The sequence below is a fragment of the Pseudogracilibacillus amylolyticus (SeqCode) genome (assembly GCF_051918545.1).
GTDB lineage: Bacteria > Bacillota > Bacilli > Bacillales > Amphibacillaceae > Pseudogracilibacillus.
In genome coordinates this window covers 1-13,283 of record NZ_JBPPZG010000112.1, presented here as the reverse complement: position 1 = coordinate 13,283, position 13,283 = coordinate 1, and the positions used below count along the sequence as shown (strand labels likewise).

Below are 13,283 nucleotides of genomic sequence, written 5' to 3'. Positions count from 1 at the left end.
CAATTCCGATAACAATTAAAACATCCGAGTCTTGTTGAATCTTTTCTGCAGCCGCCTTAATCCGCTCTAGTTCAGCAGGATCTTGTTTCAAATGAAGCCACCCTAAATACTCATTCCCCTGGCCAGTTTTTTTATGTAACTTTTCATGTGCCTCAAACACACGATTACGAAAATTTTCTATTTCTTTTTGTTCGATAAAAGATGATACACCTTGATACGAAAAAGATAAATGAGTCATCGAATTTCTCCTTTAATATTGTAATATAAAAACTCCCTAAAATTGTTTTCAGGGAGTAAATCGCAAAATTTATTACTTTTCTTTCGGATAACCAATAGCTCCGTAGTGACCACAAGTAGTAGATGCTGATTCAGCAGCTTTACGTAATGCCAATTTGGGATCACAGCTTTCCCCATAACTTGTTAAAAACCCAGCTATAAATGAATCGCCAGCTCCCATCGTATCAATTAATTTTGTTGGAAGTGGATCTTGCTTATAAATTTCTCCTTCAATTGAAAATATCGCTGTCTTTTCCCCGCGCGTAACACCAACAACGTGCACATCAAATTGTTGGACAAAATTAATTAACGAAAATATTTCTTCTTCCTCAAGATCACTACCTGAAAAGAAAGCATATGTTATATGTGGTGCAATATTTTCAATAATCTCTTTATCCCATTTTCTTTTATCAGAAAAATCATAAGAAATAGCTTTATGGGAGATTTTTTCAAGTTCTGTTTCTACTTTACTGTTTATACTAGTGTGTACAATATCAAATTCATTGATATACTCTAAATCGTCTTCTTGGAGATTAATTCTTAATAATGATTCAATTCTCGTTCTGCGATTTGAGCCTATAAACACCCTATCTCCATCTTCAATAGAAATGGTCGCTTCACCGCATTCTCCAATTGCATGTCTGCTCCGGGATATATCAATTTTTTCTTCTTCTAAACAAGAAATAACATGATTAGAGGGGACATCATTTCCGAAAATCCCCAAGAATGCAGCTTTCTCTGCTCCATTTCTTTTTCCTATTACTGCTACATTTAACGCATTTCCACCAGGGTAGATAAGCCCTTGATGTTTATAATAATCAACTACATTGTCACCAATTCCAATAATTTTCAAATCACCACTCCTATCTTGAAATAGGAGCCACCTTACTTATTATCAGCTCGATACTTTTTTGTGGCTTCCAAATCTACCGCTTCTAAATCCCGTGATATAATTACACCATAGTCATGCTTAGCTGAAGTGACGGAAACTTTTCCTTCTTTGACATCCTGCAGCACTTTTTCCACCGGTCTATCCATAGGGTTTCCATAGCCGCCTGCCCCAGGAGTGTGTACAGTAATTAAATCATCCTTTTTTAAACTTATATCCGAAACTTTTGAATTAAGTTTTTCTTTATCTTGGCCATTTTTTTCTAACCAAAAACTTCCCGGTGCACCGTTTTTCCCCCCTGAAATTCCCCAAGGAGAAAATACATGTCTTTCACCTAATCCAGTATAATTCAAGTTGTTTCCCAACATTCTAAATTGTCTTTCTAACCCGAGGCCACCTCGATGATACCCGGGACCACCAGAATCTTCGGCAAATTTATACGTTTCTACCATAATAGGGTATTCACGTTCTAATGCCTCAACAGGAAGGTTCGAAGTATTAGTCATGTGCACTTGAACTCCGCTTAACCCATCGTTTTTTTGATGTGCACCCGATCCACCAGCAATGGTTTCCAAATAAACAAAATAATTATTTGTTTCAGGATTAACTCCCGAGAATATTGCTGATGTTACCGAACTATTACATGCAGCGATAACTCGCTCAGGTGTTGCTTTAGCTAATGCTCCAAAAATAACATCTGCAATCCTTTGAGCAGAATCAATTCTAACTCCAACCGGTGCAGGTGTAGAACAATTTACAATTGAATTTTCCGGTGCTTTCACCTGGATAGCACGATAGATTCCTTCATTAGCAAAAATGGTTGGACCGGCGATAGCTTTAAAACAATAAAAGACAGTAGTAAGTGTTCCTGATAAAACTAAATTTAATGGTCCTTTTACTTGAGGACTAGAACCTTCAAAATCAACAATAGCCTTATCATCTTTAATCGTTATTTTCACTTTAATTGGTACTGGTTTATTTAAGTCTACTCCGTCATCATCTAAATAATCTTCAAAAGAATATTCACCATCCGGTAAATTCTTTATTCCGACACGCATTAAATTTTCAGCATAATTTAGTAATCCATCTGTATATAGAGAAAACTTTTCTACACCATACTTATTAATGACTTCTTTCATTCGCTTAGTTCCCGCTTTATTACAGGAAATCTGAGCGAATAAATCACCTTTTCTTTCTTCTGCTGTACGGGTGTTATTTAAAATAAATTCAATCGATTCATCGACAATTTCACCTTTACGGCAAATTTTCACTAAAGGGATTCGGATACCTTCTTGGAAAATACTTTCTGCATCAGCGGACGTACTTCCAGGAACTTTTCCACCAATATCGGAATGATGGGCAATATTGGCAACAAAGGCTGCTATTTTCCCCTCAACAAAAACTGGCTCTACCATTGTAATATCGGGTAGATGTGTTCCACCGCCTGTATAAGGGTCATTTGTTATAAACATATCGCCTGGTTCAATAGTATCAACAGGGAATTTCTTTAAAATTTCTGTAACTACGCTTAACATTGATCCTAAATGCATCGGAACATGTTCAGCCTGTGCGATCATACGTCCTTTTCCATCAAAAATTGCAGTGGAAGCATCTTTTCTTTCTTTTATATTTGTTGAATAAGCTGTCTTAACTAAAATTACTCCCATTTCTTCAGCAACCGACAAAATTAAATTCCCCATGATTTCTAAAGTTATTGGGCTAATTTCATTTTTCGTCATCATTATTCACCCCATTCGATGCGTTGATAATCAAGTTTTGATATGGGTCAACAAAGGCAGTTTGATCAGGTAAAATTAAAATAGTTGTATCTAATTGTTCAACAATTGCCGGGCCGATAATTCGATCTCCCGCATTAAGTTCAGTTCGTTGAAATATATCTGTATCATAATAGTTTGGTTCTTCCACTTCTGCAAAATAAACTTTTCTTTTTATTTTGGATGAAACTACTTCTTCATTTTTTATCGTTTCTTTATTCAAATCAACCTTTGGTAATTCTCCACATGCCGTTAGACGGTAATTAACAAATTCTACTGTTGCTAATTTATCCGAATAGCCATAAGCTTTTTCATGAATTTCATGGAACTTATTAATTACTTTATCAATATTTTCTTTCTGTAAATCTTCTAATTCTATTGGAACAGATAATTCATAATTCTGTCCTTTAAAACGAACATCAATCGAGCGCTGAAATACTCTTTTATCGCTGTCAATTTTTTCAGATACTAAAAGTTTTGTTCCCTCTTCTTCCATTTCTTTAAAATGATCTTGAATCGTAACTAAGTTTTGTTCATTTGGTTCAAGTAACTCCGTTTTCACATAGTCCGATTTTATATCAGTTACGAGTAATCCCATGGAGCTAAATGTCCCAGGAGATGGTGGTACAATCAGAGTAGAAATATTCAATTCTTTTGCTAAAGAACCACAATGAAGGCCTCCACCTCCACCAAATGATACGAGAGAAAACTCACTTGGAGAATAACCTTTCTCAACAGAAATTAGCCTTACTCCACGTGTCATATTTGCATTAACAACAGAAAGAATACCACTTGCAGCTTCGATTAAAGAAAGGTTCGTTTTTTTACAAATATGTTCTTCGATTGCTCTTTTAGAAGCTTCTACATCCAAATCCATTTTACCATCTAAAATACCATTCGGATTTAATCTTCCTAAAACGACGTTAGCATCCGTTACGGTAGGTAATGTGCCACCTCTTCCATATGCAGCTGGTCCAGGAACAGCTCCAGCACTTTCCGGGCCTACTTTTAAAGCACCACCATCATCTAACCAGGCAATTGAGCCTCCTCCAGCACCATATGTATGAATATCCAACATTGGTATTCTTGCCGGGAATCCTTCTATTTCTCTATCCATCGAAATTTTCGGCTCGCCATTTTCAATTAAACTAAAATCGGCTGACGTTCCACCCATATCAAAAGTAATTAAATTTTTATATCCAGTTAATTCAGCAACATGCGATGCAGCGACCACCCCTGCAGCTGGGCCAGATAAAGCAGTTTTTACTGGACTTGAAACAGACTCTTGAATGGAAATAATTCCTCCATTCGATTGAGTTATATATGGTTCAACAGGAATATTCGCTTTCTTCACAGAAGCTCTAAAGTTTTCCATATATGTTTGCATCACCGGACCAAGATATGCATTCATCGTTGTCGTGGTTAACCTTGGATATTCTCTAAACTCAGGTACAATTTGGTGTGAAGCAGACACATAAGCAGACGGATATAATTTTTTGATTTCTTCTACCGCAATTTGCTCATGAATAGGGTTGTTAAATGAAAATAGAAAACATACTGCAATAGATTGAATGCCTTTACTTTTTATTTCTTCAATAATAGTTCTTAATTGTTCTTTATTAATTGGCGTTCTTATTGAACCATTTGCATACAATCTTTCTTCTACTTCAAACCGTAAATCTCCGGCTATCATTGGTTCAGGTTTTTCTTGAAACAAATCATATAAATTCGGTCTTGTTTGGCGAGCGATTTCTAATAAATCTTTAAAACCTTCTGTCACTATGAGTGCAGTTTGGGCTCCCTTTCTTTCAATCAAGGCGTTTGTCGCAACAGTTGTTCCATGTGCAAGATATGTTACTTCTTCATTTGAAACATTCTGTAAATCAAGTAATTCTTTAATACCATTCATAATTGCTTTTGAAGGATCTTGAGGTGTAGAAGGTAATTTATGATTTTCAATATTTCCAGACATTGAGTCTACCATTGTTACATCTGTAAATGTTCCTCCTACATCAACACCAACCATATATCGCATGCTAACTCCTCCTTTTCTAGGCTGTAATTCTGAAAAATCAACTCCTATTTTATACACAATAGGAGTCGATTGAACAAGTTATACGATACACAAGTACTAATTAATATTCTACTTTATGCATATATCTTCTTGTATCTAACGGATGATTTCGTACTTTAGCAAACTCTCTTGAAAGAGCACGTAGTACATATAGATGAATAACAGATGCTACTTCACCATGAATAGACTCATCTACTTTTGATAGGTCGAATTCCTTTGCATCTAAAATAAACGTTTTTTCTGCATACGTATTTAAAAACTTTAAAGCTCTTTCTTCCATAAATCTTGTTTCATCTAAGCCAAGTAATAAAACAAATGGTGTTTCTTTGTCGACAATTTCAAATGGTCCGTGGAAAAATTCTCCAGCATGGATTGCATGTGAGTTAATCCATTGTGCTTCCATAAGGATACAGATAGCAAATGTATAAGCTACACCAAAGTTACTACCACTAGCCATTGTATAGATCATTTTTTCATTTTGGTACTTTTCTGCATACTCTGTAGCTCTTTTTGCATATATTTCAATTGCTTTATCTACTGTATATTGTAAATTAGGTAAACTTGAAACTAAAGCATCATATTTAGTGTGGTCTTCTTTAATTTTTAGTAATCCTAATGTAAGTTGAATAATTTGGATATTTCTAGAATCAGCCGGATTTACTTGTGGCCCATACTGGTAATCAATTCTGTAATGAGATGCTTTTGCAAGTGGAGAATCAGCTTCATAGGTAAATGATACAACAGTAGCCCCTTTATCCCTTGCAAATTCTGCAGCCGCAGTAGTTTCTGGTGTATTACCTAAATGCGAAATAGCGATTACAAGTGATTCTTCATCCAATTTAGCTGGATTACGGTATATAAATTCATTTGAATTATAAGCTTCCGCAGTCATCGTTTTAGAATCACGATCAATTATGTATTTACTTGAATATGTTAATGCGGATGACCCCCCACATGCTACATAAAACACTCTCTTAATCGTTTTATTTTTTAGAGCTTCTAACGTCTTCTCAAGCGCTTCTTGTCCAGTATAGTTTTTTAACATTTTACTCCTCCTAGAATAACATCTTATGTTTTGTTACATATTATAACGTTATATAACGTATTAGTCAAATTTCTAAAAAAATTAATCTTCAGTTAGTTGTAATGAAGATACAGATATGAAAGGGATAGGGGATTGGAAGATAAATAATTGCACCCTTCAACTCCCCTAAGCATTGTACTAATCATACATTTTCGGCTTGTTCCGAATTTACAGTAAACCTAAACGTTACTTTTGAAGCGAGAAAAAACGAGTTAGATACATGAACAACTTCACTGTTTTTATCAAATGCAGTTTTTCTCAACAAATAGAGAACCGAATTTGGATCACATTCAAAAATTTCAGATTGTTCCTCATTTGAAAACTTTACATCCAATGTCTTCTCGGCTTTAACGATCTCGACATCGTAGTATTTCCTCAATATTTTATAAATTGACTGATTACTGCTTATGTAAGTCTCTAAATTTGGAAAGCGCGACATTGCATAATGTGAAATTTCGATAATAAATGGTTCTCCATCTATGCTTAAAAGTCGTTTCAATTCCAATACATTTTCATTAGGGGTAATTTCCAATGCCTCGCATAATTCTTTCGTCGGCACTTTAATTGTTGTTTCTAATATTTGTGTGCTAGGTTCTTTCCCCGATTCAGTAGTAATATCTGAGAAACTACCAGTTGAAATTAATTCCCTTTCAATCTTTGCCTCACTGACAAATGTTCCTTTTCCTTGTTTTTTGTATAGTACTTTTTCATCAACAAGATCAGATATTGCTCTCCTTACTGTTATTCTACTAACATTATAATAGTCACATAGTTCAATTTCTGTTGGTAATTGTTCACCGACCTCGTATTTCCCACTTTCAATGTCTTCTATTATAATTTGTTTCAATTGATGATAAAGTGGTATTTGACTAGCGGTATTTAATTTTTTCATCTAAAACTAACCCTCCTAGGTATATTCACATTAATGTTATATTAGTGATGCATAATAATCAATATTTCATTAGAATGATTTTTAACTTTTCTGAAGTATATAATATTTTTTATTATTCATCATTGAATTTTCTTTTTTGTTATACAGATGATCCAGAGCACGGTTCAATAAATAATGTTTTTAACTAAGAAGGTTAGTTATAGTTCTTATACACTACGTAACTTATTTTATTTCACAGTAACCTCATCTAATGTAATTCCAGATTGGAATGACAGAAATCCAGGTAAATTTTTAAATCCTTCTACATCATTAGACATTCCATAACTCTGTTCACGCCATGTTAAATAAACGAACGGACTGAGTTCTAACGATCTTTCAATAAGCTCATCATAAATCTCTTCTCTCTTTTGCTCATCCGTTTCAATTCTACCCTTGTTAAGTAATTCATCAATTTTTTCATCTTTAAAATAAGCGGAGTTATTCAGTCTTACGTCACCACTTGTGTAGAAATTGCTCAACCAATCTGCATCGGTAATGTCACCCGACGTACCAGCTACGAGAAAATCATAATCCCCTTCCGTATTCTTATTAATTCTTGACGCCCAGTCGGGAAGTTCTAACTCTACTTCAATACCGATTTTCTCTAATTCCGATTTAACTGCTACAGCTGTTTGTTCATGGAATGTGTATTGTGAAGTAGCCAATAGTCTAGCACTGAATCCATCTGGATAACCGGCTTCAGCTAATAACTCTTTTGCTTTTTCAACATCATGTTCAAAATAATTTGCGTATTCTTCACTATATCCCATATATCCTTCCGGAATTGCAATCCCATAAATTTCTTCGCCTCGTCCACTAAAAGCTGTATTAAGTATCGTAGCTCTATCTATGGCATAAGATATTGCTTGTCTTACTTTGGGTTCATTAAATGGTTCAAACTCTGTATTAAATTGTAATTTCATGAAAGGACCGTTAACACTATCTAATTTCAAATTGGGATCATTCTCCATCGATTCTACGTCCTTCCAAGGCACTGTTTCAATTAAATCTACGTCTCCTGCTCTTAATGCATTACTTCTTGTGTTTTCATCAGGATAAAATACAAATCTAATTTCATCTAACTTTGGTTTTTCGGGTATATAAAATTCGTCAAATTTTTCAACAATGAATTCCTGTCCTTTTTTCCACTCTACAAACTTAAATGGACCTGCTCCCATAGGGTCAGCATTTTCCCCATGTTCTTCTATCCAGCTTTTTGAAACAATCACTGATTCAGGAATAGCTAAATAGTGTAATAGTGGTGCAGAAGGTTCAGTTAAATTAAAATCTACTGTTTTCTCATCCACAACCTCAACATTATCAATCACTGATAATTCAGCGGCAAATGTTGCTTTACTTCCTGTTTCTAAAATTCGATCAAATGTATATTTTACGTCTTCAGCAGTTACAGCATCGCCATTATGGAATTTTGCTTCCCGCAAATTGAAAGTATAAGTTTTGCCATCATCTGAGACCGAATAATCCTCTGCAAGTTCTGGTTGTAATTCTCCCTCTTTGTTGTAGTTAAATAAACCACGATAAATTGCTAACTTAATTGTTCTTCCGTGCGTCCCATTTTGAACGAAAGGATCCATCGTATCAGGTTCAGCGGCTAAACCAAATTTTAATTCTCCCCCTGAGGTAGTCTCGCCGTTTTCGCCGTTGCTATCATTCGCTGAGTCTGATGAGCAGGCACTAATAAGAATAATGACACTTAATAAACCAACAAAGAATAATAAACTCTTTCTTTTCATTTTCTCAACTCCTATTTTTTTATTTAATTTTCAACTTTGGATCTAGAATATCTCTTAAACTATCTCCCAATAAATTTATAGACAGGATCGTTAATCCAAGTAGCAATGACGGCCAAATGACGTACATAGGATAAGAGAAAATATAACCTCTAGCTTCTCCAATCATTTGTCCCCAAGATGGATCTGGTGGTATTATTCCAAGGCCAAGGAAACTAAGACCGGATTCCAATAATATTGCAGCAGCCATCGTTAAACTACATTGAATAATAAGAGGAGAAAGGATATTCGGAAAAATAACTTTCAATAATACTCGAACATGAGAAGCTCCTAAGAGAATTTCACTTTGCACATATTCCAATCCTTTAACTTGGATGGTTGAAGAATAAGCAAGACGTGCAAAATATGGTATATAAACAATTCCAATTATTATTATTAAATTTTTAACTCCTCCTCCCCAGAATCCGACAACTAGTAAAGCTAATAGGATGGGAGGAAAACTTAAAATAATATCAGCTCCTCTCATTATCAATTTTTCAGGCAAAGCTCTTAAATATCCTGCAATCATTCCCAGTAAAGATCCAAAGAAAAACGCGATAAATGTTGCTCCTAATGCTACAGTAATCGTAGGTCTTATACCTAATAGTAATCTACTAAAAATATCTCTTCCAAATTCATCGGTTCCAAGGATGTTTTCGGAATCTCCAGGTTGCAGTACTTTATTAGAATTAATTTCCAATGGATCTTGCGGAGCTAACCAAGGACCAATCACAGAAAGAACAATAATACCGATAAACAATAGAAAACATACAACAAAAACTTTATTTTTCAACATCTTTTTGATCAATTTTCTCCCCCCTTTTACCTTTCTACTGTTGTTTTCTAGTCCTTGGATCCATTACACCATAAAGGATTTCAACAAACAGATTAATTAATATATATAATGTTGCAATAAACACAATTGAACCCTGTATTAAAGGGTAATCTCGATTATCAATAGACTGAATCAACAATGAACTTAGGCCGGGATAATTAAATAGATATTCTATTAGCACTGTACCACCTATAAGATTCCCAAGTTCTAAGCCTATTACTGTAATTACTGAGATAATTGCATTTCTGAATGCATGTTTAAAAATTACTTTGTTCTCATTCAGACCTTTTGCACGCAATGTTTGAATAAAATCTTTATTTAGTACCTCCAACATTGATGAACGAGTCATTCTTGCGATTGTAGAAGCTAGACCAAGAGAAAGAGTAAGAGCTGGTAATGCCATTTTTTGAAAATGTTCTATCGGATTATCTGAAAATGAAACATACCCACTAGCAGGTAACAGGTTTAGCTTGAAACTTAACAACAATATTAAAAAGGTTCCGATAATATAGACAGGAAAAGATATTCCTACCGCTGCGAATGTGGTTACAATGGAATCGGCAATACTTCCTCGCTTAAGAGCCGCTGCAATCCCCAATGGAACACCAATGAATGTAGCGAGCAGCATTGCTAAAAATGCAAGTTCTAATGTTTTTGGGAGCCTTTCCATTATACTTTCCGTAACATCCGTTCCCGTAAAGATAGATTGTCCAAAATCAAGTGTGACTGCATTTTTCATCCAATCAAAATATTGTGTGAAAAAAGGTTGATTTAAACCTAAAGTTTCCCTCATCTCAGCAACAGCTTCCGGATCAGCACCCTTTTCCGTTCCTAGAACTAACACAGCAGGATCTCCGGGCATAAATCTGATTGCAGAAAAAACAATGCTTGCCACAATAATAATTTGAACAATAATTATAAGTATTCTTTTTATTAAATCTTGTCCCATTGAAATCCCTCCTCCTTATAAAACCTTACTTTCCTTCAATTCAGAATTTGATGAGTAAAGATGACATGCTACATTATGATCTTTTTCTATTTCATCTAGCTCTGGTTCTTGTTCATGGCAAATCGGCATTACAAAAGGACATCTTGTACAAAGATTACATCCTTTAGGAGGATTTACGGGACTTGGTATATCTCCTTTAAGCTCAATAGAAGTCTTTTCGTACTCTGTATCCAGTTCTGGAATAGGTATTGAAGATAGTAATGCTTGCGTATAAGGGTGTTTCGGATCCTTATATAATTCTTCTGCTTCAGCCACTTCAACAATTTTACCTAGGTACATAACAGCTATTCGATGACTTACATTTTTTATCACAGACAGATCATGCGATATAAATAAATATGTAAGATTAAATTCTTCTTGTATATCCTTAAGCAAGTTTAAAATTTGAGATTGAACCGATACATCCAAAGCGGATACGGATTCATCACAAATAATAAATTTAGGATTAAGAGCTATAGCCCTAGCAATTCCTATTCTTTGTCTTTGTCCTCCAGAAAGTTCATGTGGGTATCTGGATAAAAACTTAGAATCTAAACCAACTTTTTCTATGAGAGTTTCTACTTTCTTTCGTCTTTCCTCTCCTTTTTCCATTCCATGGATATCAAAGGAAGCACCAATTATATCTTCAATCTTCATTCTAGGATTTAATGATTCAAACGGATTTTGAAAAACCATTTGAATCTTTTGTCGCTCTTTTCTTAAAGCTTTTCCCTTTAATTTTAGAAAATCTTGTCCATCAAAGATGACTTCTCCCTCATCGGGTTCTATTAATCTAGTTATTAATCTTGATAATGTACTTTTTCCACACCCAGACTCTCCTACAAGGCCAAATGTTTCACCTTTTTTTATACTTAGATTTATACCATCAACCGCTTTCACATACTCGGTCGTTTTAGAAAATAAACCTTTTTTGCTGATAGGGAAATGTTTTTTTATATTGTTTATTTCTAAGATTGTTTCATTCTCCACTATCATTCATCCTCTCGTCATCCATTAACCAGCAGCGTACTTTTCGGTGTTCACCGACATTAAAAGCTGGTGGTTCCTCTTTATAACAGTCTGCAAATGCCTTAGAACATCTTGGGTTAAACTTACATCCTACAGGCATTTCAGTAATACTCGGAACAGATCCTTTAATACTATAGAATCTCTCACTCTTCTCATTTAACTTTGGAATGGACTTTAGCAAGCCTTCAGTATATGGATGCTGGGGATTATTAAATATTGATTTTACATCCCCTTCTTCGACAATCCTTCCAGCATACATAACAGCCACCCGATCGGCAATTTCTGCAACCACACCTAAATCATGAGTAATAAACATAATGCTAGTATTAAAGTCTTCACGAATTTGCTTCAATAGTTTAAGTATTTGAGATTGAACAGTCACATCCAAAGCAGTTGTCGGTTCATCTGCAATGAGTAGATTTGGTTCACAAGAAAGAGCCATTGCAATCATTACTCTTTGACACATTCCACCAGATAATTCATAAGGATAAGCGTTAACAATTGTGTCGGGATGAGCAATCCCTACTTTTCTTAAAAGTTCTTTTGCTTTTTCTAGTGCTTGTTCTTTAGTTACGTCTTTTTTATGTGTTCTTATTGTTTCAATAATTTGATGACCACATGTGAAAAGTGGATCTAGTGATGACATTGCATCTTGAAATATCATCGATACACTATTACCTCTTATACCCGACATTTCTTTTTTATTTAAAGTTAATAAATTTTTTTCTTTAAACCATATCTCTCCGGAGGAAACGTTTGCAATTGAAGGCAATATTTGCATTATAGATAAGGATGTTATTGTTTTTCCACTTCCACTTTCTCCAACTATACACATTATTTCCCCCTGTTTAATACTTAGATTGATATCATTAACAGCAGGAAAAAGTCCTTTCTCTGTCTTAAACTCTATAGTTAAATCTTGTATATCAAGCATATTATGTTGCAAACTTGCTCCCCCCTAATAATAAAAATTATATTACAATATAAATAGAATTAAGATATTATATAACGTTATATCATATAATAATATCTTGATACGTTTTAGTCAATAATAATTTTTTTCTTTAGTCTATTAAAATATTCTAAAGTTAAGTTAAGTCATATTTTCGTCATTTTTAAGAGTTGGAAAAAGAATTTGACCTTGTAGTTAAAGTTGAAAACGATGCTAGGACGATGGCTTTAGGGGACTCTTGGTTTGGACAACATGATAATCCTTTAAGTATACTGGTAGTAAATATTGGAAGTGGTGTCGGAGCAGGTGTAGTAGTTAATGGAATGTTATACCACGGTGCCACGATCTTGCGGGAGAAGTTGGTCACATGAATATCGATATCATTGGAGAAATTTGTGACCGTGGAAATAAAGGGTGTTTACAAACATTTGCCACGTTGACGATGCAACTCTATTAGGCGCAATATCCTTAGTATTGATAGAACTATTTGAACCAATGTAATTAAAAAAATACGACCGAAATCAGAAAAAACTTTTCTAATTTCGGTCATCAATTATTATCTTATTCAATTCCAAATGAAAAAATTGTTTGTTGTCTATATGTTTCATTCGGTAATAAAGTAATGGAAGGTAAATCATTTAACCATAAAGATGCTGGCGG

12 protein-coding genes and 1 pseudogene are annotated in these 13,283 nt (G+C 34.5%); 2 read left to right on the top strand and 11 right to left on the bottom strand.

The genetic code is table 11. The annotated features are described in order from the left end of the window. The 11 genes and pseudogenes from ACPYKA_RS12800 to ACPYKA_RS12750 form a co-directional block, all read right to left on the bottom strand. A pseudogene (locus tag ACPYKA_RS12800) lies at positions 1-238 on the bottom strand (glucose-6-phosphate isomerase); the annotation flags it as partial. A 72-nt stretch (positions 239-310) separates the two neighbouring features. Further along, entirely contained in the window at positions 311-1,129 is an 819-nt protein-coding gene (locus ACPYKA_RS12795) for a PfkB family carbohydrate kinase (RefSeq protein ID WP_479542652.1), read from the bottom strand. Positions 1,130-1,161: 32 nt separating this feature from the next. Beyond that, positions 1,162-2,904, bottom strand: coding sequence for a hydantoinase B/oxoprolinase family protein (locus ACPYKA_RS12790; protein WP_479542651.1), 1,743 nt, complete (start codon positions 2,902-2,904; stop codon positions 1,162-1,164). Next, positions 2,891-4,975, bottom strand: coding sequence for a hydantoinase/oxoprolinase family protein (locus tag ACPYKA_RS12785; protein WP_479542650.1), 2,085 nt, complete (start codon positions 4,973-4,975; stop codon positions 2,891-2,893). Before ACPYKA_RS12785 ends, ACPYKA_RS12790 begins: the two co-directional genes overlap by 14 nt. Positions 4,976-5,075: 100 nt before the next feature. Continuing rightward, positions 5,076-6,059, bottom strand: coding sequence for an SIS domain-containing protein (locus ACPYKA_RS12780; protein ID WP_479542649.1), 984 nt, complete (start codon positions 6,057-6,059; stop codon positions 5,076-5,078). Positions 6,060-6,240: 181 nt separating this feature from the next. Then, entirely contained in the window at positions 6,241-6,990 is a 750-nt protein-coding gene (locus ACPYKA_RS12775; protein ID WP_479542648.1) for a UTRA domain-containing protein, read from the bottom strand. A gap of 227 nt (positions 6,991-7,217) precedes the next feature. Then, the gene (locus ACPYKA_RS12770) at positions 7,218-8,783 is read right to left on the bottom strand and encodes an ABC transporter substrate-binding protein (RefSeq protein WP_479542647.1); all 1,566 of its coding nucleotides are present in this window, start codon (positions 8,781-8,783) and stop codon (positions 7,218-7,220) included. Between the two features lie 19 nt (positions 8,784-8,802). Continuing rightward, positions 8,803-9,627 (bottom strand): ABC transporter permease, encoded by an 825-nt coding sequence (locus ACPYKA_RS12765; protein ID WP_479542646.1) that lies wholly within the window; start codon positions 9,625-9,627, stop codon positions 8,803-8,805. Between the two features lie 22 nt (positions 9,628-9,649). Further along, positions 9,650-10,603, bottom strand: coding sequence for an ABC transporter permease (locus ACPYKA_RS12760; RefSeq protein WP_479542645.1), 954 nt, complete (start codon positions 10,601-10,603; stop codon positions 9,650-9,652). A gap of 15 nt (positions 10,604-10,618) precedes the next feature. Continuing rightward, positions 10,619-11,638, bottom strand: coding sequence for an ABC transporter ATP-binding protein (locus ACPYKA_RS12755; RefSeq protein WP_479542644.1), 1,020 nt, complete (start codon positions 11,636-11,638; stop codon positions 10,619-10,621). After that, entirely contained in the window at positions 11,622-12,617 is a 996-nt protein-coding gene (locus ACPYKA_RS12750) for an ABC transporter ATP-binding protein (protein ID WP_479542643.1), read from the bottom strand. The genes ACPYKA_RS12755 and ACPYKA_RS12750 overlap by 17 nt, the downstream gene beginning before the upstream one ends. A 227-nt stretch (positions 12,618-12,844) precedes the next feature. Between ACPYKA_RS12750 and ACPYKA_RS12745 the strand changes: the two genes are divergently transcribed. After that, entirely contained in the window at positions 12,845-12,994 is a 150-nt protein-coding gene (locus ACPYKA_RS12745; protein ID WP_479542642.1) for an ROK family protein, read from the top strand. Next, positions 12,991-13,080, top strand: coding sequence for a hypothetical protein (locus ACPYKA_RS12740; RefSeq protein WP_479542641.1), 90 nt, complete (start codon positions 12,991-12,993; stop codon positions 13,078-13,080). The genes ACPYKA_RS12745 and ACPYKA_RS12740 overlap by 4 nt, the downstream gene beginning before the upstream one ends. Positions 13,081-13,283: the final 203 nt, after the last annotated feature.

Excerpts from the sequence above, each read along its gene's own strand:
- ACPYKA_RS12790 (WP_479542651.1), bottom strand. The coding sequence starts at position 2,904 with ATGACGAAAAATGAAATTAGCCCAATAACTTTAGAAATCATGGGGAAT.
- ACPYKA_RS12785 (WP_479542650.1), bottom strand. The coding sequence starts at position 4,975 with ATGCGATATATGGTTGGTGTTGATGTAGGAGGAACATTTACAGATGTA.
- ACPYKA_RS12780 (WP_479542649.1), bottom strand. The coding sequence starts at position 6,059 with ATGTTAAAAAACTATACTGGACAAGAAGCGCTTGAGAAGACGTTAGAA.
- ACPYKA_RS12775 (WP_479542648.1), bottom strand. The coding sequence starts at position 6,990 with ATGAAAAAATTAAATACCGCTAGTCAAATACCACTTTATCATCAATTG.
- ACPYKA_RS12770 (WP_479542647.1), bottom strand. The coding sequence starts at position 8,783 with ATGAAAAGAAAGAGTTTATTATTCTTTGTTGGTTTATTAAGTGTCATT.
- ACPYKA_RS12760 (WP_479542645.1), bottom strand. The coding sequence starts at position 10,603 with ATGGGACAAGATTTAATAAAAAGAATACTTATAATTATTGTTCAAATT.
- ACPYKA_RS12755 (WP_479542644.1), bottom strand. The coding sequence starts at position 11,638 with ATGATAGTGGAGAATGAAACAATCTTAGAAATAAACAATATAAAAAAA.
- ACPYKA_RS12745 (WP_479542642.1), top strand. The coding sequence starts at position 12,845 with ATGGCTTTAGGGGACTCTTGGTTTGGACAACATGATAATCCTTTAAGT.
- ACPYKA_RS12740 (WP_479542641.1), top strand. The coding sequence starts at position 12,991 with ATGAATATCGATATCATTGGAGAAATTTGTGACCGTGGAAATAAAGGG.